The sequence below is a fragment of the Mycobacterium gordonae genome, assembly GCF_017086405.1.
In the GTDB taxonomy this organism is placed as follows: Bacteria; Actinomycetota; Actinomycetes; order Mycobacteriales; family Mycobacteriaceae; genus Mycobacterium; species Mycobacterium gordonae_D.
The window spans coordinates 6,327,161-6,348,915 of the sequence record NZ_CP070973.1; the positions used below are offsets into that span (position 1 = coordinate 6,327,161).

Below are 21,755 nucleotides of genomic sequence, written 5' to 3' on the forward strand. Positions count from 1 at the left end.
GCGGACCACCAACATCGGGTACACTCCGAAGTGACTGGAATCTTTCCAGGAACTGAACTCTCTGTGACACCGGTGTAACCCCGGGATTAAGTGTGGATGTCAGTTTCTGAACTAAATCGACTGTCCTGCAACAGTTATCGACGTCGCCCTGCTCCAACGCGCGCCCACGCATGAAGTATGAAATTCTCCGGTTGCTGTGGTCACTTCGAGCTGAGGCGGTGTTTTGATGCCCAAGATCTTTTCACGCGACGGTAGCCATCCTGGCCCACGCTCGTTGAACCCCATCGTCGTGACCCGCCGCGGCAAGATCGCCCGGATGGAATCGAGCCTGACCCCGCATGAAGCGCAGATCGAGGACCTGATCTTTCTTCGGAAGACGTTGAATCGGGCCGATATTCCATTCCTGCTGATCCGTAATCACCGAGACCGCCCAGTTCTCGCCGTCGACATCCGACTGCGCTCCGCGGTAGAGCGTGCGCTGGCCACCGCCTGCGCCACCGAACCGATGTACGCCAAAACTCTTGACGTGGCTGGGATCTCCCCTTCTTTGCTGGCCGACGGCCGCTTGTCCGCGGCGCCGGATTCACGCATCCTGCGGTTGTACCGGCGTCGGATCGCACCAGGGGGTTTTCGCTTCGGCCCCGCTTTCGGAGTCGATCTGCAATTCTGGGTCTTCGAGGAGACCATGATCGAATGCCCGGTCGAGAACTCCTTGACCCGCAGACTCCTGCCGCGGGCCGAAGTCACCCCGGCAACCGTCAAGCTTTACGGGTACAAGTGGCCGACCCTGGAGGGCATGTTCACCCCGCACGCCAGTGATGTCACCTTCGATATCGACCTGGTGTTCTCGTGGGTCGACGGCAGCGATCCGGCCTTTCGCGCCCAGCGCGCAGCGCAGATGTCGGGGCATATCGTCGGCGAAGGCGACGACGCCGAAGCACGAATCCGCCAGATCGACGAATTGAAGTACGCGCTGCGTTCGGTGAATATGTTCGCCCCGTGGATACGTCGCATCTTCATCGCGACCGATTCGGCGCCGCCGGCGTGGTTGGCCGAGCACCCCAAGATCACCATCGTGCCTGCCGTCGAACACTTCTCGGATCCGGCGGCGCTACCGACCTACAACTCCCATGCGGTGGAGAGCCAACTGCACAACATTGCCGACCTGAGCGAGCATTTCCTGTACTCCAACGATGACATGTTCTTCGGACGGCCACTGAAGGCCAGCATGTTCTTCTCCCCCGGCGGCGTCAGCAGATTCATCGAGGCCAAGACCCGGATCGGACTGGGCGCCAACGACACCTCCCGAAGCGGCTTCGAGAACGCCGCCAGGGTCAACCGACAATTGCTGTTCGAACGGTTCGGGCAGATCATCACCCGCCATCTCGAGCACACCGCCGCTCCGCTGCGCAAGAGCGTGCTGCAAGAGATGGAACAGGAATTTCCGGAAGACTTCGCCCGGACTCAGGCCAGCGCGTTTCGTTCCAGCACCGACATCTCGGTGACCAATTCCTTCTATCACTACTACGCACTGATGACCGGACGCGCCGTACCGCAGGAGAAGGCCCGAGTCCGGTATGTGAACACCACCACGCAGGCGGGACTGCGGCTACTGCCCGAGCTGCGCAAGAATCGCCGCTACGATTTCTTCTGCCTCAACGACAGCAGTTTTCCCGAAGTCTGCGCGGCCGAGCGCGCCAGACAGGTTGTCAACTTCCTGGAGCGCTACTTCCCGATCCCCGCGCCCTGGGAGAAGGTCGCTGCTGACGTCAGTCGGCCCGATTTCGCGGTGCCGTCGACGTCAGCACCATCGGAGGGTGGGTGAAAAGGGAGTCGCGCCGCGACGACTGCTCGATGAAAATGCCGGCCTCGGCAATATTGCGTTGCGCCTGAACCGGGGAGACAAAGGTGCCCACGGTGTTCCCGCCGCCCAGTGGAATGACGGAGTGCACAACGGTTTCCGGGTACACGTGCACGAGGTTGCAGGCCTGAGCGCCGTCCCTGCCGCGGGTTCCGCCGACGGCGACCGTCAGGTCCTGGGTGTAGCAGGTCGCCGAGGCGACCGATACCGGGATTCCCACGAAGGTGGCATTGGTCGAGTAGTGCAGGTGCCCGGCCAGGATGGCGCGAACATCGCTGCCCTTGAGCACCTGCCCCAGGGGGGCCTGGTCGCGCAGTTCCACGGTGACGGCCATGTCGAGCACGCTCGGGATCGGCGGATGGTGCAGGGCCAGAATTGTGCCGTCAGGGGCCGGCGTCGCCAGTTCTTCCGCGAGCCAAGCCAATTGAGTTGCCCGGATCTCACCGTGGTGATGCCCCGGCACCGAGGTGTCCAACGTGATGATGCGCAGCCCGTCGACCAGGCGTACGTGGTCCACCGGCGCCATCGACGGCACCTCGTCCAGCAGCAGGCGCCGCAGTTCGGCCCGATCGTCGTGGTTGCCCATGACCCAGATGAGTTCGGCGCCCAGGTCGGCCGCGAACGGCTCCACCAGGTCACGTAGCTTGCGGTAGGCAGCCGGTTCACCTTTGTCGGCCAGGTCACCGGTAAACACGATCGCGTCAGGGCGCACCCCGGAGCTGTTCAGCTGTCCGAGCAGTTCACCCAGGCGACCGTCGGCATCCACGTCGCCGTATAGCGGACCGTTCCCACCGACGAGGTGGGTGTCGCTGATGTGCAGAAGTACGTAATCCGGCCGTGGGTGCTCCGCGGCCCTGAGTCTGTGCACCGGGGGTGCCGCCCTCTCCAGCTGGGGATTTAACAAGCAATTAACAAGTGTAGGGGCTTAGGCGCCAGATCGCGCGTCGTGTGAGCCGTCCCACGTTCGCCGCTGCACCGAAATAGCGGCTATCGCAGCGGCCTCGTTGATGGCCAGGTGCACCAGGATCGGCGCAACCAGGCTTCCGCTGCGCTCGGCCAGCCAGCCGAACACCCAGCCGGCCGCGCCGGTTACCAGCACGACGGGCAGCAGCGGTTCGCCCACCGCGCGGGCGTCGGCGATGTGCGACAGCCCGAACACGCCGGCCTGCAAGAGCCGTCCGCGTGTAGGGCCGAACGCCTTCGCGGCCGTGTCGCCCAGGGCCCCGCGAAAGGCAGCCTCCTCGGCCCATACCGTGCCGACCGGGATCTGCCACCCCAACCAGCCTGGCACCGACACGGGCAGCTCCCGAGCCGACATCGACAGCCGCACCTTCGGCACCGGCGTTGTCGCCGCGATCGTGGCTGCGACCAGTGCCGCCGCCGTCGAGCCCAATCGCACTCCCGCCCACACCTGGGGTGCGCGGAAACCCAAAGGCGCACCGGTCAGCAAGGCCAGCAGGCCGCCGGCAGCGGCCTGCGCCGGTGTCCGGTAGGGGGATGGCACCCGCGGGCTGAGCAGGCTCCAGCCGACCAGGGCGGCAGCCAGGCCCAGAGCGGGGAGTCTTAACCGAAGAATCGCGGCAGCACCGCCTCCGAGGTCTCGCGCAACTCCGCCAGCGACACCGTGAACAGCCCCTGCACCTCGATGGCGTCCGACTCCTGATCGACGACACCGATCCGGACCGCGGGTAGTCCCCGCGCCTCGCACATCGACCGGAACCGACTCTCCTCGGTGCGCGGCACTGCGACCAGCGCCCGGCCCGCCGACTCGGAGAAGAGCGTCACAAAGGGGTCGACACCCTCGGGAAGCACTATGCGACAACCAGTTTCGCCCCCGAGCGCCGATTCTACGATTGCCTGCGCCAAGCCGCCTTCGGACAGATCGTGGGCGGCGGTGATCAGCCCGTCACGCGAGCCGGCGGCCAGCACCTCGGCCAGCAGCTTCTCGCGCAGCAGGTCCACCGCGGGCGGCAGCCCGCCCAGATGGTCGCCGGTCACCTGTGCCCAGATCGAGCCGTCGAACTCGTCGCGGGTATCGCCGAGCAGCAGCAGGCTTTCCCCCGGTTCGGTACCCAAGCCGGTGGGGATACGCCGGCTGACGTCGTCAATGACACCGAGCACCCCGACCACCGGGTCGGGTGGATCGCGGTCGAGCCCGTCTGGTTGTAGAAGCTGACATTGCCGCCAGTGACCGGAATACCCAGGGCCGCACAGCCATCGGCCAAGCCGCGCACCGCCTGCGAGAACTGCCACATCACGCCGGGGTCCTCGGGTGAGCCGAAATTGAGGCAGTTGGTCACCGCGACGGGTGTGGCGCCGGTGACGGCCACGTTGCGGTACGCCTCGGCGAGCGCGAGTTGGGCGCCGGTGTAGGGATCGAGCTTGGTGTAGCGCCCCGAGGCGTCGGTGGACAAAGCGATACCGCGGCCGGTGGACTCGTCGATGCGCAGCACCCCGCCGTCGGCGTGCTCGGCCAGCACGGTGTTACCGCGTACGTAGCGGTCGTACTGCTCGGTGATCAGGGCGCGGCTGCACAAGTGCGGACTGTCCAGTAGCGCAAGCAGAGTCGCGCGCAGCTCGTCACCGGTGACGGGACGGGGCAGCGTCTTCGACGAGTCCGCATTCAACGCGTCCTGCGTGTCAGGGCGGGCGACGGGACGCTGGTACACCGGGCCCTCGTGGGCCACCGTGCGCGGTGGCACGTCGACGACGGTCTCGCCGCGCCAGGTGATGCGCAGCCGGTCCCCGTCGGTGACCTCACCGATCACGGTGGCCAGTACCTCCCACTTGCGGCACACGGCCATGAACGCCTCGACGTTCTCCGGAGCGACCACCGCGCACATCCGCTCCTGGGACTCGCTGCAGAGGATTTCGGCGGGGGTCATGTCCTTGGCCCGCAGCGGCACCGCGTCCAGGTCGATCGCCATACCGCCGTCCCCGGCCGACGCCAACTCAGAAGTGGCGCAGGATAATCCGGCACCACCGAGGTCCTGGATGCCGATCACCAGGCCGCCGGAATACAGTTCCAGGCAGCATTCGATGAGCACCTTCTCCATGAACGGGTCACCGACCTGCACCGACGGCAGCTTCTTGCGCGCAGCGTCTCCGGCGCCTTCAACATCGAAGGTGTCCGAGGCCAGCACCGAGACACCGCCGATGCCGTCCAGCCCGGTGCGCGCACCGAACAGGACGATCTTGTTGCCGGCGCCGGAGGCGAACGCCAGATGCAGGTCCTCCTGCCGTAACACGCCGACGCACAACGCATTCACCAGAGGGTTGCCGGCGTAACACGCGTCGAAGACGGTCTCGCCCCCGATGTTGGGCAGGCCCAGCGAGTTGCCGTAGCCGCCGATGCCGCGGACCACGCCGTCGAGAACCCGGCGGGTGTCGGGCGCGTCGGCGGCGCCGAACCGCAGCTGGTCCATCACCGCGACGGGTCGCGCCCCCATGGCCATGATGTCGCGGACGATGCCGCCGACGCCGGTGGCCGCGCCCTGGTAGGGCTCCACGTACGAAGGGTGGTTGTGCGATTCCACCTTGAAGGTGACCGCCCACCCGTCGCCGATGTCGACGACGCCCGCGTTCTCGCCGATGCCGGCCAGCATTCCGGTGCGCATCTGCTCGGTGGTGGTTTCACCGAAATACCGCAGGTGGACCTTGGACGACTTGTACGAGCAGTGCTCGCTCCACATCACCGAGTACATGGCCAACTCGGTGTCGGTGGGCCGGCGGCCGAGGATCTCGCGGATGCGCTGGTACTCGTCGTCTTTGAGGCCCAGTTCGTGGAACGGTTGCGGCTGGTCGGGGGTGGTCGCGGCGTGCTCGACGGTGTCAGTCGCGTGGGGGCTCGTCACGGTGCACAGTCTAGGTTCCCGCCGGAAAACCGGCTGACTTCCGCCGCGGCGGTCCAGATAATGATCGGATGTCTCGTCACTGGCCGCTGTTCGACCTGCGGATCACCACGCCGCGGCTGCAGCTGCGGCTGCCCACCGAGGACCTCATCGACCAGCTGATCGACGCCGCGCTCGACGGTGTGCACGAGCCCGACCGGATGCCGTTCGCGGTTCCCTGGACCCGGGTTGCGCGCGAGCAGCTTCCGTTCAACACGCTCTCCTTCCTGTGGCGGGAACTGGCCAGGTTTCACCCGCATGATTGGCATCTGCCGCTGGCGGTCGTCATCGACGGCGAAGCGGTGGGCGTACAGGGACTGATAGCCAAGGAATTTCCGGTCGCCCGGCGCGTGGAATCAGGATCGTGGCTGGGCCTGCGCTACCAGGGCCAGGGCTACGGCACCGAAATGCGGGCGGCGGTGGTGCATTTCGCCTTCGCAGCGCTCGGGGCCGAGGTGGCAACCTCCGCGTCGTTCGTCGACAACCCTGCCTCGATCGCGGTGTCGCGTCGCATCGGCTACCGCGACGACGGCGTGGAGCGCGTTGCGCGGGAGGGAGTCATGGCCGAGCAGCTGCGGTTCCGGCTGACCCGGGGTGACTGGGAGCGCCGTCGCCCAGTTGACGTGCGCATCGACGGCTTCGACCGCTGTCGGCCGTTGTTCGGTCTGGGCTACTGACCAACCACGCAGAACTGGTTACCCTCGGGGTCAGCCAGCACCACCCAGCGGAAGTTGTCGCCGATGCTGTGCCGTTCGACCTCGGTTGCCCCGGCGTCTTTGAGTCGCGAGACTTCGGCGTCCACATCCGCGGCGATGTAATCGAGGTGCACGCGGTTCTTGCCCGGCGTCGGATCGGGCACCTTCTGGAACCCCAACCGCGGCCCTTCGGGCGTGGCTACCGCGATGAATTCGCCGGGCAGCAGCTCGTGCGTCGTGCCGCCGAATTGCTCGGCCCACCAGCCGGACAACGTCGCCGGCTCGGTGCAGTCGAACGTCACCATCTCCAGTTTGAGCGCCATACGCTCGACACTATTCCTGCGGCGCCAGAAACGCCTGCAGTGCCGTCGCATACGCACCGACATCGCGCACGCCCATCAACTCCCGCGCGGAATGCATGGCCAGCTGCGGAGCGCCGACGTCGACCGTCGGAATGCCGGTACGCGCCGAGGCCATCGGCCCGATCGTCGACCCGCACGGCAGGTCGGCCCGGTGCTCATAACGCTGCAGCGGCACCCCCGCCTGCTCGCAGGCCAGAGCGAAGGCCGCGGCTGTGCGTCCGTCGGTCGCGTACCGCAGATTCGGGTGCACCTTGAGCACCGGTCCGCCGTTGACCGCGATCTGGTGTCCCGGCTCGTGGCGCTCCGGGTAGTTGGGGTGGGTGGCGTGCGCCATGTCGGCCGACGCCAGCAACGATGCGGGCAGCAACCGCAGGACGTCTTCGCGAGTGCCGCCCGCGGCCAGCACGATCCGTTCCAGCACAGAGCTCAACAGGTTCGATTGCGCGCCATGGTCGGACGTCGAACCGACCTCCTCGTGATCGAAGAGCACCAGCACCGGCAGGAACGCATCGGGTGCAACTGCCAGCAGAGCTTCAAGTCCCGCATAGCAGCTGGCCTGGTTGTCCAACCGAGGCGCGCTGAGCAGGCTGCCGTCGGCGCCCACCACCGTCGCGGGCGTCAGGTCGTGCGTCATGAGATCAGCGGAGAGCACATCTCCTGCGGGCACTCCCGCCCGCTCGGCGACGTAGCCGACAAACGACTCGGCTGCGTCACCCACGCCCCACACCGCGTTGAGGTGTCGCTGCGGATCCAGCGACAGCGACTGACGGTCCTCGGCGAGATGGATGGCCAACTGCGGAATCCGCAGAATCGGCTCGTCGATACGGACCAACCGGTGGCTCACCCCGGTGCCATCCCGCACCGACAACCGACCGCTGATGCCCAGGTCGCGATCCAGCCACGAGTTCAGCCACACACCCCCGTAGGGCTCCAGCGCCACCACCTTCCAGCCGGCCACGCAGCGGTCCGGCTGCTGTTTGACCCGCAGGTTGGGGCTGTCGGTGTGTGCGCCGACGATCCGGAACGGGATCAGACCTGCGCCTGCGCTCCACGCCACCAGCGAGCCCGCGCGGCGCATGAAATAGCGCCCCGGCCGCACGGGCCAGCGATCGAATTCGCTGAGTTCGGAATATCCGGCATCGAGCAGCCGGGCGGCCGCCGTGTCGCACGCGTGAAACGGCGACGGGGACGCGTCGATGAATTCACCCAGGCCGGGGGCAGTGGCCACCATGTAGCAAGGTTAGGCACCGTCGCCTGCACAAGGGCGTTAGGGTCTTGCCTGTGCCCGCAGTTCAGCCGCAGCCCATCCTCGAGCCGTTGACCCCGGCCGCCATCTTTCTGGTAGCCACCATCGACGACGGCGGCGAGGAGGCGGTCCATGCCGCGCTGCCCGACATCTCCGGTTTGGTGCGGGCGATCGGGTTCCGCGACCCGACCAAACGACTGTCGGCGATCACCTCCATCGGTTCCGACGCCTGGGACCGGTTGTTCTCCGGTCCGCGGCCGGCCGAGTTGCACCCGTTCACCGAGTTGACGGGCCCGCGCCACAGCGCACCCGCGACGACGGGCGACCTGCTGTTCCACATCCGGGCCGAGTCCATGGACGTGTGTTTCGAACTGGCCGGCCGCATTCTCAAGGCGATGGCCGGTGCGGTGACGGTCGTCGACGAGGTGCATGGCTTCCGCTTCTTCGACAACCGCGACCTGCTGGGATTCGTCGACGGCACCGAGAATCCGCACGGTCCCATCGCCGCCAGCGCGACGACGATCGGGGAGGAGGATCCCGACTTCGCCGGATCCTGTTACGTCCACGTGCAGAAGTACGTGCACGACATGACCTCCTGGGAGTCCCTGTCGGTCACCGAGCAGGAGCGGGTCATCGGCCGAACCAAGTTGGAAGACATCGAACTCGGCGACGACGTCAAGCCCGCCAACTCTCATATCGCGCTGAACGTCATCACCGACGACGACGGCACCGAACTGAAGATCGTGCGCCACAACATGCCGTTCGGCGAGGTGGGCAAGAGCGAGTACGGCACGTTCTTCATCGGCTATTCGCGTGCGCCGGCGGTGACAGAGCGCATGCTGCGCAACATGTTCCTCGGAGATCCGCCGGGCAACACCGACCGGGTACTGGATTTCTCGACCGCCGTCACCGGCGGGTTGTTCTTCTCCCCTACCGTCGACTTCCTCGACGATCCGCCCGCCCTGCCCCTGTCGCCGGCGCCGGCGCCGGCCGCGACCCGGCCCTCCTCCGACGGCTCACTCTCGATCGGCAGCCTGAAAGGAACCTCCCAATGAACAATCTCTATCGCGACCTGGCGCCGATCACCGAATCCGCCTGGGCTGAAATCGAACTGGAGGCGGCACGGACGTTCAAGCGGCATATCGCCGGTCGCCGGGTCGTGGACGTCAGCGGGCCGGGCGGCCCGGTGACGGCGGCGGTCAGCACTGGCCGGCTGATCGACTTGGAGTCGCCCACCGACGGCGTGATCGCCCACCTACGCGACAGTCGCCCGCTGGTGCGGCTGCGCGTCCCGTTCACCCTGTCCCGCAACGAGATCGACGACGTCGAGCGTGGCTCCAGCGACTCGGACTGGGAGCCGGTCAAGGTCGCCGCCAAGAAGCTGGCGTTTGTGGAAGACCGCGGCATCTTCGAGGGATATGCCCCGGCATCGATTCAGGGCATCCGCAGCTGTAGCTCGAACCCCCCCTTGACCTTGCCGGACGACCCCCGCCACATCCCGGACGTGATCACCCAGGCTTTGACCGAGCTGCGGTTGGCCGGCGTCGACGGCCCGTACTCGGTGCTGCTGTCCGCCGATGCCTACACCAAGGTGAGCGAGACCACCGAACACGGTTATCCGATCCTCGAGCACCTCAACCGATTGGTCGACGGCGACATCATCTGGGCGCCGGCCATCGACGGCGCATTCGTGTTGACCACTCGCGGTGGTGATTTCGACTTGCAGCTGGGCACCGACGTGGCGATCGGTTATCTCAGTCACGACGCCGACACCGTGCACCTCTACCTGCAGGAGACGCTGACCTTCCTGTGCTACACCGCCGAGGCATCGGTCGCCCTCACTCCCCCCGGAGACTAGCGCCATGACGACGTTCGCCGGCCATAGGGCGCTGGTCACCGGCGCCACGTCCGGAATCGGCCGCGCCATCGCACTGCAGCTCGCGCAGCGCGGCGCCGAGGTGGTGGTGCACGGGCGCAATGCGCAACGCGGCGCCGAAGTGGTGCGGGAGATCGAAAATAGCAGCGGCAAAGCGCGTTTCATCGCTGCCGAGCTGAACGATGCCGCGCAGGTGCGGCGACTGGCCGCCGAAGCGGGCGACGTCGACATCCTGATCAACAACGCCGGCGTCTTCATCTTCGGCGACACCGTCGACACCGACGACGCCGTCTTCGATGAACACGTGAACGTCAACATGCGCGCCCCGTATCTACTGGTGCAGACACTCGCACCCGGGATGGTCGGACGGGGCCACGGCGCGATCGTCAACATCAGCACGCTCGCCGCCTCGGCCCCCAAGCGCAAAGGCGGGATCTACGGTGCCACCAAAGCCGCCCTGGAGCTGTTGACCAAGGTGTGGGCGGACGAATTCGGCGAGTCCGGCGTCCGCGTCAACGCCGTGGCGGCCGGCCCCACCGACACACCGGGAACGGAGGGCATCCCTGACCTGCTGGAGAAGCTGGCCGGGGTCACCGCGCTGCGCCGCGTCGCCGATGCCGGCGAAATCGCCAGCGCGGTAGTATTTCTCGTCTCACCCGAGGCCAGCTACGTCAACGGCGCGATCTTCAACGTCACCGGCGGCGAGACCTCGTTCGCCCGATAGCCACCGGTCCAGCACCAGCTCGTTGTCGGGGAACGGCGGAGCAGATGAGCACCTCGCCCGACTCGGGCGGTTCCAGCGGCGGCCGGACATAGATCGTCAGTCCGGCCAGGACGTTGGTGGCACACATGTGACACACTCCGATGCGGCATGAGAAACGCGTTGGCACGTCGCATGATTCGGAGTGTCCGGCACCCCCACCAGATAGGCGGTGCCAGTGCTCGGCTGGTCCAGTGCGGACACCTCCCGCCGGTGCAGGCGACTCCGCGCTTCGGTGTAGAACACACGCCGTATCGCCTGCGGCATGGCCGCGAGCAGATCCGTGATCTCCGCGGCGAACACCTCGGTATCCGGAATCCGGATGGTGTGCAGAGCCGTCACTCCGTCTTGCTCAGCCAGCAAGTCGGTGAAGGATTGGTGCCATCCGGGACTCAACGCAGCGACGTCGACGATCTTGCGCAGTTGCCCGGTGTTGCGATCGGGTAGGTAAAGCAGCGCGTCGACGTCGGCCATGTCCGTCGCCGTCAATGTTGAGTCGACGCACCACGAGCGACCCGTCGACCGGTGTCTTCCAGATTCCGGTGTGCACGGTCTTGTCATTCCATTGCACATCTTTGGGCATGCCCACGTTGACTGAAATCAAGTTTCCCATCGGTGCCTCCTCGGCCGACGGCGAATCCGTCAAAACACTGAGACTAGTGCCGACGACTGCGGCGTGCATAATGGGTTGTGCAACCCAAAATGCCCGTCCGAGGGAGCTCGCCATGCCGACCGTCCACCATCGCTACGCCACCGTCGACGGCCACCGGCTGTTCTACCGCGAGGCCGGCGACCCGCGCTCACCCACAGTGGTTCTGCTGCACGGATTTCCAAGCAGTTCGTATATGTTCCGCAATCTCATTCCCGAGCTCGCCGACCAGTTCCACGTGGTGGCACCTGACCACCTGGGCTTCGGACTGTCCGACGCGCCGTCCGCCGACCAGTTCGACTACACCTTCGATGCACTCGCCGATGTGACCGCCGGACTGCTGAGCAACCTGGGCATCGACAGGTATGCGATGTACGTGCAGGACTACGGCGCACCTATCGGGTGGCGCCTGGCGCTGCGCCGCCCGTCTGCCGTCACCGCGATCATCAGCCAGAGCGGCAACGCGTATGACGCGGGCTTCGTCGAGAGCTTCTGGAAGACGATATGGGCGTATCAAGAGGACCCGAGTCCCGACAACGAAGCTGCGGTCCGACAGTTCCTCACGCTGGACGCCACCCGCTGGCAATACCTGACCGGCGTGCCCGACGAGACACTGGTCGATCCCGAATGCTGGCACCACGATTTCGCGCTGATCTCCCGCCCCGGTAATGATCTGTTGCAGCTCAAGCTGTTTCGCGACTATGCGACCAACGCGCCGTTGTATCCGCGGCTGCATGAGTATTTCCGCACGTCGGAAGTTCCGTTGCTGGCGGTCTGGGGCCGGGGTGATGAGATATTCGGCCCGGCCGGCGCCACGGCCTTCCGCACGGATCTGCCGCACGCCGAGATCCATCTGCTCGACGGCGGCCACTTCCTGTTGGAGTCGGCGCACGCCGAGGTTGCCGAGCTGAGCCGCACCTTCCTGGCCGGGAACCGCATGGCCGCATGACGCGACTAATGGGCTGAATGTCCCATAGCTCTCGGCGGTGGCGGGTTAGCCTGGCGCGATGGCCGATTCGGACGCCGAGCAGCGGCTGACCGCCAAGGGGCGCGCCACCCGCGACCGCATCGTGCTCGCCACCGCCGAGTTGATCGTCGCCGAGGGCCTGGCGGCGTTCAACATGGAGAACGTCCGCAAAGCCGCGTCGGTGAGCGGTTCCCAACTCGCACACTATTTCGCCGACAAGCGTGCGTTGATCCGGGCCGTCATCAGCCGACAAATCGGTGTCGTGCTGGACTTCCACCGCCAGCCAAAGCTGGGAAACCTGGACGCATTCGAGGATTACGAGCGCTGGGTTGACCTCAACATGCACTACCTGCGACGGATCGAGTACACCGGCACGCCCACCTATCACGCCCTTGCCGCCCAACTCGCCAAGTCCGATGACTCAACGCGCTTGGCCCTGGCCGCCGGGTATCAGCAGTGGATGAAGCTGTTCGAACAGGCGATCCAGCGGATGAAGGACAAGGGGACGCTGGTCGCCGACGTGCAGCCGCGCGCCCTGGCGTGGGTCATCGTGTGCGCTCATCAAGGGGGCGGCACCCTGGCCTTCACGTATCGGGCCGAGTGGCCGCACGCCGATGCGACGCGGTTCGCCGTCAACTATTTGCGCATGTTCGCCACCGACCCCGCCGAACGCGCGCCCCGCCCGGCCCCACGTCCCCGCATCACGGGCGCGTCGCCCCGGTCCGACGACCAGACCGCTGCCCAGCTCACCCGGAAGGGACTGGCCACCCGATCCCGGATCGTCGACACTGCGGCCGCCCTCGTCTTCGAACGGGGAGTGGCCAACACCAGCATCGACCAGGTGCGCACCCGCGCGGGGGTGAGCGGATCGCAGATCACGCATTACTTTCGGGACAAACGCGATCTCATTCGCCAGGTCGTCGCCACCCGTCGCCGAGACGTGCGAACATTTCACACCCAGGCACGCGTGGGCGCGCTCGACACTGTAGATGCCTTGCGCGCCTGGGCCGACGCCTGCATGGCTGACGTGGACACCGTGTATCGACTCGGTGGGTGTGTGTACGGATCGTTGGCAGGTGAACTGATCGACGCGGACAGCGAGATCCATGCCGACGTCGCCCGTGGGTACGACGAGTGGATCGACATCTTCTCCACCGGGTTGGCTTCCATGCGCCGCCGGGGTGATCTGCGCTCCGAGGCCGACCCGCGACACCTGGCCGTGTCGCTGGTCGTCGCCCACCAGGGTGGGGCAATGCTCACCCATGCCACCGGTCGCGCAGAACCCATGCGTGCGGCACTCAACGCCGCCGTCGACTACGTGGGTTCCTTCGCCGACGGGCGCTGAGCCATACCACCGCGTGCACAAATTGGGATGCTGGGCCCACAATAATGGGATACATCGCCCATTGGTCTTGGGAGGGAGACACGATGGACACCCTCACGCACGAATCCAGCCCACTACCGACGGCGCCAGCCGTGGTACGCGAGCAGCACAGTGAAACGACAATGCGGGCAATTATTTTGGAGGGCTTCGGTGGACTCGACAGTCTGGTCTACACCGACATACCCAAGCCACTGCCCAAAGATGGCGAGGTAGTCATCGAAGTCAAGGGTTTCGGCATCAACCACGCCGAGATGCACATGCGTCGCGGCGAATGGGCCGAGGCCGCTGAAGTGAGCGGCATCGAATGCGTCGGGATCGTCGATGCCTGCCCTGGTGGGGAGTTTCCGGTCGGCGCGAAGGTGGCGGCTTTGATGGGCGGCCTGGGGCGCACCGTCAATGGCAGCTACGCCGAGTACACCCGTGTGCGTGCCGAGAACGTCGCGCTGATCTCATCCGAGCTGCCGTGGTCGCAATTGGCGGCTCTGCCCGAAACATACGCGACAGCTTGGACCTGTCTGTTCCGCAACCTCGAGCTGACGGCTGGACAAACGTTGCTGCTACGCGGCGGGACTTCGTCTTTCGGCCAGGCAGCGCTGAAAATGGCGGTCACCGCCGGCGCCCTCGTCATCGCAACCACACGCAGCCCCAACCGCTTTCGGATGCTCGAGGCGCTGGGCGCTGCGCGCGTCGAGCTGGAGAGAACGGATCTGGCCGCTCACCTGCCGGAGTCCAAGCGGCTGGACGCCGTTCTGGACCTGGTGGGAAACAGCACCATCCTCGACTCTCTCGACATGCTGCGTCGCGGTGGCACCGCGTGCCTCGCCGGCTGGCTGGGTGGGCTGGAACCCACCGGCGATTTCAACCCGCTGCTGCGCATGGCCAGTGGTGTCAACCTGAACTTCTTCGGCAGCTTCGTGTTCGGCACTCCCGGCTTTCCGCTGTCTGACGTGCCCCTACAGCACATCACAAAACAGGTCGAGAACGGCGAGCTCGACGCGAGACCGTCCCGGGTTTTCGCCTTTGACGAGATTCACCAGGCACACCGCGTGATGGAGGCCGGTGCAGCCGGGGGGAAGATGGTGGTGGTGATGGATCGCAAATGAGGGTAGGAGCCTGACAGTGGCCGTACCACCCGTGCTGGTGTTCGACGTGAACGAGACGCTGCTCGATATCGAAGCCATGGCACCGCTGTTCGACGAACTGTTCGGTGATCGAAGAGTGTTGCGGGACTGGTTCAATCAGCTTGTCATGTACTCGATGACGGCGACGGTGTCCGGCCACTACGTCGACTTCGCAACGCTGGGCGGCGGAGTGTTGCGGATGCTGGCCGACATCCATCAGGCGGACATCGCCGCCGACGCAGTCGAGCGCCTGGCCGCGAGCATGCGCACCATGCCCGCCTACCCCGACAGCGTGGACGGACTTACCCAGTTGCGCGACAACGGTTTTCGACTCGTGACCCTGACGAATTCGCCCCATCCGCCGGGTCAGCCGACTGCGCTGGAGAACGCCGGGCTCGCGGAACTCTTCGAAAGGCGGTTCACGGTCGATGCCTGCCACGCATTCAAGCCAGACCCGACGGTCTACCGGCGCGTGTGCGAGGAACTCGGCGTGGCGCCCGCCGACTGCCTGATGGTGGCGTCCCACGTGTGGGATCTGCTGGGTGCTCACCACGTAGGTTTCGGCACGGCGCTGATCACCCGGCCGGGCAATGCCCCGCTGCCGGTCGAAGCGCTGCCGCAACCGGATTTCGTGGCCAGCGATCTGCACGAGCTGGCCCGCCGGCTGCCCCGCCCATCCCTGGAAGGATTCGAGTAGTGCCGGAAAGAGAATACGACGTGGTGGTGCTGGGGGCCGGTCCGGTCGGTCAGAACGCCGCCGACCGGGCCCGGGCCGCCGGACTGAGCGTCGCGGTGGTCGAGCGCGAGCTCGTCGGCGGCGAATGCTCGTACTGGGCCTGCGTTCCGAGCAAGGCGCTACTGCGCCCCGTCCTTGCCGTCGCCGACTCCCGTCGGGTGGACGGCGCGCGGGAGGCGGTCACCGGATCGATCGATCCCGCCGGTGTGTTCGGCCGCCGCAACCGCTATGTGAGCGACTGGGACGACACCGGCCAGGCCGACTGGGTGGACGGGATCGGCGCGACCCTGATCCGCGGCCACGGGCGTTTGGCCGGCCCCCGGCGCGTCGCGGTAGCCACCGCAAGCGGCGAAACGGTGACGCTGTCGGCGCGCCAGGCGGTCGTGGTCTGTACGGGAAGCCGCCCCGCACTGCCCGATCTGCCCGGCGTCGACGAAGCGAAGCCGTGGACCAATCGCCGCGCCACCGACAGCAGCTCGGTCCCACGCCGGCTCGCGATCGTCGGCGCCGGCGGGGTTGGCGTCGAAATGGCCACGGCCTGGCAAGGATTGGGCGCATCGGTGACCCTGCTTGTGCGAGGTTCCGCGCTGCTCGCCCGGATGGAACCTTTCGTCGGTGAATTCGTGGGCCGGGGACTTGCGGCGGCGGGAGTCGATGTGCGCGTGGGGGTCTCGGTTCGGGCGCTGAACAGACCCAACCCGAACGGCCCGGTGCGGTTGACGCTCGATGACGAACGTGAGCTGGAGGTCGACGAAATCCTGTTCGCGACTGGCCGTTTGCCGCTGACCGACGACATCGGTTTGGAGTCGATCGGATTGACCCCGGGCAGTTGGCTCGACGTCGACGACACCTGTCGGGTGACCGCCGTCCAGGACGGCTGGCTCTACGCAGCCGGCGATGTCAATCACCGGGCGCTGCTGACCCACCAGGGGAAGTACCAGGCCCGCGTGGCCGGCGCGGCCATCGGCGCCCGCGCCGCCGGACGCCCGCTCGACACGGCGCCGTGGGGCGAGCACACAACCACCGCCGACCATCACGCCGTGCCGCGGGCCTTCTTCACCGATCCAGAGGCGGCGGCCGTCGGACTGACCGCTGAGCAGGCTGCCCAGCAGGGCCGTCGTGCCAAGATCATCGACGTCGAGATCGGTGACGTCGTCACTGGCGCCAAGCTGTTCGCCGACGGATACGCCGGCCGGGCCCGCATGGTGGTCGACGTGGATACCCGCCATGTGCTCGGTGTGACCCTGGTCGGCCCGGGTGTCACCGAGCTGCTGCACGCGGCCACCATCGCCGTCGCCGGGCAGGTGCCCGTCGAGCGGTTGTGGCACGCCGTACCGTGTTTTCCGACGATCAGCGAGCTGTGGCTGAGACTGCTTGAGGCGTATCGAGACTCGTTCATCACCGTGGTCTGACGAAAAGGAGTGCTGGATGGCAACATCGGACGGATTCCACCCGGACTTCGACTCCCGGCACGTTGACGTGCGTCGCACGCAGGTTCATCACATCAGAGCGTCTCAACTCGATTCGGACACCGCCCAGACGGACGGCCTGCAGCGCTTCGCCGCCATCAGCGGCAAGTCGGTTGGCGCGGAGCAGTTGTGGATGGGCGAGACGTACATCGAGCCGGACACGGCGTCGGGCAACCATCACCACGGCGAGTCGGAGACGGCGATCTATGTGCGAAGTGGCAACCCGGAGTTCGTCTTTCATGATGGCGTCCAGGAGGTGCGCATCAAGACCGAGCCGGGCGACTACATCTTCGTCCCACCGTTCGTGCCTCATCGGGAGGAGAACCCGGACCCGACCACTCCCGCCGAGGTGGTCATCGCCCGCAACAGCCAGGAGGCCATCGTGGTGAACCTGCCGGAGCTCTACCCGCTCTGAACGCCGCACCGGGGCCCCGGTGCCCCCACGGTCGCCTTGACGGACTCGTATTAAGACGTTTTAATACGTATTATGTCATCTGCGGAGGCCCGCCTAGACCTCGACGCCGCTGAGCTGGAGATATCTCGTGGCAGCGTGCCGGCGACCACCCAACTCGCCGAGGCCTTGAAAGCGCAGATCGTCGCCCAACGGCTACCGCGAGGTGGGCGCTTGCCCAGCGAGAAGGAACTGATCGACCGGACCGGGTTGAGCCGGGTGACCGTGCGCGCGGCGGTGGGGCTGCTCGAGAGCCAGGGGTGGCTGGTGCGGAGGCAAGGCCTGGGCACCTTCGTCGCCGAACCGGTCAGGCAGGAGCTCGCGTCCGGCGTCCGCACCATCACAGAGGTGCTGTCAGACTCCGGCATCACTCCCCGGGTGGACGTGCTGTCTCGCGCGGCAATTGCGGCGCCGCAACAGGTTTGCAACATCTTGGGCGTCTCGGAAGTGCTATGTCTGCGTCGGCTCTATCGCGCCGGCGACGAACCACTCGCCGTGGTCACCGCATACCTTCCGACGGCGTTGGGGCAGGCCGTTGAGCCGTTACTCGCGGGCGCGCCGACCGAGACCACTTACACCATGTGGGAGCAGGAGCTCGGCGTGCACATCGGTCGCGCCACCTACGAGATTCATGCATCCGGCGCTTCCGATGACATCGCCGCAGCGCTGAACCTGACGACCGGCGCACCCGTGCTCGTCGTCGACCGGATCAGCTACACCGAGGACGACAAACCGCTCGAGGTGGTGCAGTTCCACCACCGTCCGGAGCGATACAGGTTCGCCGTCACGCTGCCGCGAACGATCGTCGGTCCGGGTGCCGGAATCATCGAGGAGACTAACCAGTGAATTCCGACGTGCGGTTCGGCCTCATCTTGGCGCTGACGGTCAACGGGCTTGCGGTGAGCGCATATCGCGACATGGTCGCCGTCTCCCAGCAGGCGGAGCAATGCGGCTTCGATTCGGTATGGCTGTGCGATCACTTCCTCACCATCAGTCCCGATGACTACGTCAAGGACGCGGGCATTGCCGTTGAATCCAGCGGTGCGGACCCGGGCGGACCGCCCGCCTCGCTTCCGCTGTTGGAGTGCTGGACGGCGCTGAGTGCTCTGGCGCGGGACACCACCCGGTTGCGCCTGGGCACCAGCGTGCTGTGCAACTCCTACCGTCATCCTTCGGTGCTGGCGAAGATGGCTGCGACACTCGACGTCATCTCCGAGGGACGGCTCGATCTCGGCATGGGCGCCGGCTGGTTCCAGCGTGAGTTCGACGCCTACGGCATCCCCTTTCCGCCAGTGCGCGAACGGGTCTCGGCGCTTGCCGAGTCGCTGGAAGTGATGAAGGCCGTGTGGACCGAGCCGAACCCCACGTTCGCCGGGCAGTTCTACACCTTGAACGGCGCCATCTGTGATCCACCCCCGGTGCAGCGGCCCCATCCGCCGCTGTGGATCGGCGGGGAGGGCGACCGGGTGCACCGCATCGCCGCCAAGTCCGCCCAGGGTCTCAACGTGCGGTGGTGGTCGCCTCGACAGATCGCCGCGCGCCGCGACTTCCTCAGCCGCGCCTGCGAGTCCGCGGGCCGCGACCCGGCGACGCTGCGCCTGTCGGTCACGGCCCTGCTCGCACCCACCGAATCCGCCGAACAGGAGGCACGGGTCCGCGCCGAGTTCGCCTCGATCCCCGAATCGGGGCTCATCGTGGGTTCCCCCGACAGCTGCGTCGAGCGCATCCGCGAATACCAGCGCTGCGGTGTCGACCAGTTCCTGTTCGCGATTCCCCATGTGGTCCAATCCGAGTACCTCGACACCGTCGGACGCGACATCATCCCCCTGGCGAGGTCGCACTGAAGCCCCACCCCTCAGCGAATTCTCAACTGATTCTTTGGAATCGTTGGCTCTGGCTCAAGGATCCGCATAGTCGGGTAGCGGAGCATGGGACCATGTCTGAGCCTGTAGGCGAGCCGCTGAACACCAACCTGATCGAGCGCTACCTGTGCACCCGGGCGCGGCGTTACTTCCGCGGCCGGCACGATGGCGAGTTCTTCTTCGTTCTCAACACCGCTCTGCGCTTACATGTGCATCTAGAAATCCCGCCCCTGCACCCCGATGTTTTCACCATCCGCGTCACCCCGGCGTACTTCTTCCCCGCCTCGGATCGCGCGCGGCTCACCGCCCTCGCCGACGCCTGGAACGAGCATAATCGCGACGTCACCGCGATCGTGCACGGCTCGTCGGACCCGCAACGCATCGGCGTCGCGGCCGAGCAGTCCCGGTGGATCGGTGAGCGGGTCCGCTTCGACGATCTCGCGGCATTCACCGACCGCGCCACCGCGGCGGGCATCGATCTTTTCAGCCGATTGACCGTGGCCGCGGAGCTGCCGTCGCCGCCGCTGCTGCTCGACGCGAGCTAGCCCAGGCGCCCAGTCAGCACCTGTCCGGACACGGCTCACCGACGACCAGACGCTTGACGACCCGCCTGACGCGACCGACGCACTGAGCGCCACATTCTACGAACTACGCTGCCCCACTGCGCGTTACGACCGGATGTCCGCCTGACGGATCAGGCCGTCAGCACCGCGTCGAGTGCCGAATAGAACAGGCCCAAGCCGTCGTCGGACGGACCGGTCAATCCCTCGATGGCGTGCTCGGGGTGCGGCATCAGACCTACGACGCGCCCGTTGGCGGAGCTGATGCCGGCGATGTCGTGCTGAGAGCCGTTGATGTTGTCGCGGTAACGGAACACCACCCGTCCGTCGCCCTCGAGCTGATCGAGCACCTCCTTGGGCGCGACATAGCGGCCTTCGCCCGACTTCAGCGGAATCAGCAGGTCGGCATCGGACTCGAAACGCGATGTCCACGCGGTCGAGGTGGATGTGACGCGCAGCCACACGTCGCGGCAGATGAAATGCAGCCCGACATTCCGCGTCAGGGCACCGGGGAGCAGGCCCGCCTCGCAGAGCACCTGAAAACCGTTGCAGATTCCGAGCACCGGCATGCCGCGGTCGGCCGCGGCCACCACCTCGCCCATCACCGGCGCGAACCTGGCGATCGCCCCGGCGCGTAGGTAGTCGCCGTAGGAGAAGCCGCCGGGCACCACCACGGCGTCGACACCCTTGAGGTCGGCGTCGGCGTGCCACAGACTGACCGCCTCGGCGCCCACCAGGCGGGCCGCCCGCGCGGCATCGACGTCGTCGAGGGTTCCCGGGAAGGTGATGATGCCGATCCGTGCCGTCACTGCGGGTCCCGGCTGATGGTCCAGTCCTCGATCACCGTGTTCGCCAGCAGCGACTCCGCGATCTCGGCGAGCTGGGAGTCATCTACCGTGTCGTCGACCTCTAGTTCAAATCTCTTGCCTTGACGGACATCTGAGATTCCGGGATGACCCAACCGCCCCAGGGCGCCGACAATCGCCTGCCCCTGCGGGTCAAGGATCTCCGCTTTGGGCATCACATGTACGACCACCCGGGCCACTGCGTTCCTCCTCAGCTCCGACGACTGCGCGTCCGCGCCAACTCTACCGACCCCGCCGCGCCCTAGGCGACCAGAACCAAGCCGTCGCCGCCCACCTCGGCGACGCGGCGGTGCGCATCCCCGTCCGGATCCAGGGCGGCGTCGCGCAGCGGGGTCCATGCGGTGACTTCGAAGGGACGATCCGCCAGCGCAGACGCGGCGCGAGCGGTACGGGCCGCAGCGATGAACTCCTCGAATCGCGGGTGATCCAGCGCGATGTTCATGGCGTCGCATCGCGTGCCGGCAATCTTGGCCAGGCCCGTGCTGTTGACCCCGAGCAATATCGGCGGGCGAGGCGACGGCAGCGGAAAAGCTGCCCAGGTGTCCGTTCGATCCGGGTCCCATTGGGCGTCGCACAGGTCGATGACGTCGATGAGGTGCTGGTGGCGGCGCTCTACCGAGTCATACAGCGGGATATCGAGCAATTCATGCTCCCGGGACCAGGCAGTGCCGGGAGCGGCCCCGGCGCCCAGTCCGAACACGAAGCGGCCGCCGCTGATCTCTTGCACCGAAGCGGCCGCCGCGACGGTGACTCCGGCCGGCCGGTTGGCCGCGTTGACCACCAGGGTGCCGATACCGATGGTGGAGGTCGCGGCCGCCAGCGCGCCGGCCAAGGTGAAGCACTCCAACATTCGGGTTCCCGACAACATCGCGCCGCAGAGATGGTCGAAAACCCACGCTCTACCCAAGCCGTCGGCCTCAGCCTGCAATACCCGGTCGAGCAACTGCGGCCAGGGATGCCTGGCCGCACTGTAGAGAATGTCGATTTTCACCATGCGAAC

The 21,755-nt window shown here is 66.5% G+C and carries 23 protein-coding genes and 2 pseudogenes; 14 read left to right on the plus strand and 11 right to left on the minus strand.

Annotation, left to right across the window (positions count from 1 at the left end; translation table 11 throughout):
* Window positions 1-226 precede the first annotated feature (226 nt).
* Window positions 227-1,825, plus strand: a complete 1,599-nt coding sequence (locus JX552_RS27160) for a stealth family protein (protein ID WP_205874860.1) — start codon at window positions 227-229, stop codon at window positions 1,823-1,825.
* On the opposite strand, the gene cpdA is transcribed toward JX552_RS27160, so the two are convergent.
* The 3 genes and pseudogenes from cpdA to purL form a co-directional block, all read right to left on the minus strand.
* Window positions 1,770-2,729, minus strand: coding sequence for a 3',5'-cyclic adenosine monophosphate phosphodiesterase CpdA (gene cpdA / locus JX552_RS27165; RefSeq protein ID WP_205874861.1), 960 nt, complete (start codon window positions 2,727-2,729; stop codon window positions 1,770-1,772). The genes JX552_RS27160 and cpdA overlap by 56 nt on opposite strands.
* 57 nt (window positions 2,730-2,786) lie before the next feature.
* Window positions 2,787-3,437, minus strand: coding sequence for an Rv0804 family intramembrane glutamic endopeptidase (locus tag JX552_RS27170; RefSeq protein WP_205878718.1), 651 nt, complete (start codon window positions 3,435-3,437; stop codon window positions 2,787-2,789).
* Window positions 3,425-5,715 (minus strand): annotated as a pseudogene (gene purL / locus JX552_RS27175) (phosphoribosylformylglycinamidine synthase subunit PurL). Before purL ends, JX552_RS27170 begins: the two are co-directional and overlap by 13 nt.
* A gap of 68 nt (window positions 5,716-5,783) precedes the next feature.
* Here purL and JX552_RS27180 point away from each other — a divergent pair.
* Window positions 5,784-6,428, plus strand: a complete 645-nt coding sequence (locus JX552_RS27180; RefSeq protein ID WP_205874862.1) for an acetyl-/succinyl-CoA transferase — start codon at window positions 5,784-5,786, stop codon at window positions 6,426-6,428.
* Here the strand turns inward: JX552_RS27180 and JX552_RS27185 are convergent.
* Complete coding sequence (locus JX552_RS27185; RefSeq protein ID WP_205874863.1) at window positions 6,422-6,769, minus strand: VOC family protein; 348 nt, start codon at window positions 6,767-6,769, stop codon at window positions 6,422-6,424. The genes JX552_RS27180 and JX552_RS27185 overlap by 7 nt on opposite strands.
* 10 nt (window positions 6,770-6,779) lie before the next feature.
* Window positions 6,780-8,039 (minus strand): M18 family aminopeptidase, encoded by a 1,260-nt coding sequence (locus JX552_RS27190; RefSeq protein WP_205874864.1) that lies wholly within the window; start codon window positions 8,037-8,039, stop codon window positions 6,780-6,782.
* Between the two features lie 44 nt (window positions 8,040-8,083).
* Here JX552_RS27190 and JX552_RS27195 point away from each other — a divergent pair, with 44 nt between their 5' ends.
* From JX552_RS27195 to JX552_RS27205, 3 genes are read left to right on the plus strand one after another with little or no spacing between them, the layout of a single operon-like run.
* A complete protein-coding gene (locus JX552_RS27195; RefSeq protein ID WP_205874865.1) occupies window positions 8,084-9,109 on the plus strand; it encodes a Dyp-type peroxidase in 1,026 nt (341 codons plus the stop codon).
* On the plus strand, window positions 9,106-9,912 hold the full coding sequence (locus JX552_RS27200) for a family 1 encapsulin nanocompartment shell protein (RefSeq protein WP_205874866.1): 807 nt from the start codon (window positions 9,106-9,108) through the stop codon (window positions 9,910-9,912). Before JX552_RS27195 ends, JX552_RS27200 begins: the two co-directional genes overlap by 4 nt.
* A 4-nt stretch (window positions 9,913-9,916) precedes the next feature.
* Entirely contained in the window at window positions 9,917-10,654 is a 738-nt protein-coding gene (locus JX552_RS27205) for an SDR family NAD(P)-dependent oxidoreductase (protein ID WP_205874867.1), read from the plus strand.
* Here the strand turns inward: JX552_RS27205 and JX552_RS33790 are convergent.
* The 3 genes and pseudogenes from JX552_RS33790 to JX552_RS34325 all read right to left on the minus strand — a co-directional run.
* On the minus strand, window positions 10,623-10,781 hold the full coding sequence (locus JX552_RS33790) for a hypothetical protein (protein ID WP_346779291.1): 159 nt from the start codon (window positions 10,779-10,781) through the stop codon (window positions 10,623-10,625). The genes JX552_RS27205 and JX552_RS33790 overlap by 32 nt on opposite strands.
* Window positions 10,751-11,164: a 3-alpha domain-containing protein gene (locus JX552_RS32830; protein WP_241010744.1), complete on the minus strand. Its 414-nt coding sequence runs from the start codon at window positions 11,162-11,164 to the stop codon at window positions 10,751-10,753. The genes JX552_RS33790 and JX552_RS32830 overlap by 31 nt, the downstream gene beginning before the upstream one ends.
* Window positions 11,124-11,303: pseudogene (locus JX552_RS34325) on the minus strand (sulfurase); the annotation flags it as partial. The pseudogene JX552_RS34325 and the gene JX552_RS32830, both read right to left, overlap by 41 nt.
* Before the next feature lie 112 nt (window positions 11,304-11,415).
* Here JX552_RS34325 and JX552_RS27215 point away from each other — a divergent pair.
* From JX552_RS27215 to JX552_RS27255, 9 genes are all read left to right on the plus strand, one after another.
* On the plus strand, window positions 11,416-12,288 hold the full coding sequence (locus tag JX552_RS27215) for an alpha/beta fold hydrolase (protein WP_205874868.1): 873 nt from the start codon (window positions 11,416-11,418) through the stop codon (window positions 12,286-12,288).
* Between the two features lie 58 nt (window positions 12,289-12,346).
* Window positions 12,347-13,651 carry a TetR/AcrR family transcriptional regulator gene (locus JX552_RS27220; protein WP_205874869.1) on the plus strand — a complete coding sequence of 435 codons (1,305 nt, stop codon included), beginning with the start codon at window positions 12,347-12,349 and terminating at the stop codon, window positions 13,649-13,651.
* Window positions 13,652-13,734: 83 nt separating this feature from the next.
* Complete coding sequence (locus tag JX552_RS27225) at window positions 13,735-14,793, plus strand: zinc-binding alcohol dehydrogenase family protein (RefSeq protein WP_205874870.1); 1,059 nt, start codon at window positions 13,735-13,737, stop codon at window positions 14,791-14,793.
* 16 nt (window positions 14,794-14,809) lie between these two features.
* Window positions 14,810-15,508: a haloacid dehalogenase type II gene (locus JX552_RS27230; protein ID WP_205874871.1), complete on the plus strand. Its 699-nt coding sequence runs from the start codon at window positions 14,810-14,812 to the stop codon at window positions 15,506-15,508.
* Window positions 15,508-16,959 (plus strand): dihydrolipoyl dehydrogenase family protein, encoded by a 1,452-nt coding sequence (locus JX552_RS27235; protein WP_431195897.1) that lies wholly within the window; start codon window positions 15,508-15,510, stop codon window positions 16,957-16,959. Before JX552_RS27230 ends, JX552_RS27235 begins: the two co-directional genes overlap by 1 nt.
* Before the next feature lie 16 nt (window positions 16,960-16,975).
* On the plus strand, window positions 16,976-17,431 hold the full coding sequence (locus tag JX552_RS27240; protein ID WP_205874872.1) for a cupin domain-containing protein: 456 nt from the start codon (window positions 16,976-16,978) through the stop codon (window positions 17,429-17,431).
* A gap of 72 nt (window positions 17,432-17,503) precedes the next feature.
* The gene (locus tag JX552_RS27245; protein WP_205874873.1) at window positions 17,504-18,313 is read left to right on the plus strand and encodes an Rv0792c family HTH-type transcriptional regulator; all 810 of its coding nucleotides are present in this window, start codon (window positions 17,504-17,506) and stop codon (window positions 18,311-18,313) included.
* Window positions 18,310-19,311 (plus strand): LLM class flavin-dependent oxidoreductase, encoded by a 1,002-nt coding sequence (locus tag JX552_RS27250; protein ID WP_205874874.1) that lies wholly within the window; start codon window positions 18,310-18,312, stop codon window positions 19,309-19,311. Before JX552_RS27245 ends, JX552_RS27250 begins: the two co-directional genes overlap by 4 nt.
* Before the next feature lie 92 nt (window positions 19,312-19,403).
* The gene (locus JX552_RS27255; RefSeq protein WP_205874875.1) at window positions 19,404-19,874 is read left to right on the plus strand and encodes a hypothetical protein; all 471 of its coding nucleotides are present in this window, start codon (window positions 19,404-19,406) and stop codon (window positions 19,872-19,874) included.
* Between the two features lie 149 nt (window positions 19,875-20,023).
* On the opposite strand, the gene purQ is transcribed toward JX552_RS27255, so the two are convergent.
* The 3 genes from purQ to JX552_RS27270 all read right to left on the minus strand — a co-directional run bounded on the left by purQ (window position 20,024) and on the right by JX552_RS27270 (window position 21,746).
* Window positions 20,024-20,698: a phosphoribosylformylglycinamidine synthase subunit PurQ gene (gene purQ, locus JX552_RS27260; protein WP_205874876.1), complete on the minus strand. Its 675-nt coding sequence runs from the start codon at window positions 20,696-20,698 to the stop codon at window positions 20,024-20,026.
* Complete coding sequence (purS, locus tag JX552_RS27265; protein ID WP_055581507.1) at window positions 20,695-20,934, minus strand: phosphoribosylformylglycinamidine synthase subunit PurS; 240 nt, start codon at window positions 20,932-20,934, stop codon at window positions 20,695-20,697. Before purS ends, purQ begins: the two co-directional genes overlap by 4 nt.
* A gap of 62 nt (window positions 20,935-20,996) precedes the next feature.
* On the minus strand, window positions 20,997-21,746 hold the full coding sequence (locus JX552_RS27270; RefSeq protein WP_205874877.1) for an LLM class flavin-dependent oxidoreductase: 750 nt from the start codon (window positions 21,744-21,746) through the stop codon (window positions 20,997-20,999).
* Between the last annotated feature and the right edge of the window lie 9 nt (window positions 21,747-21,755).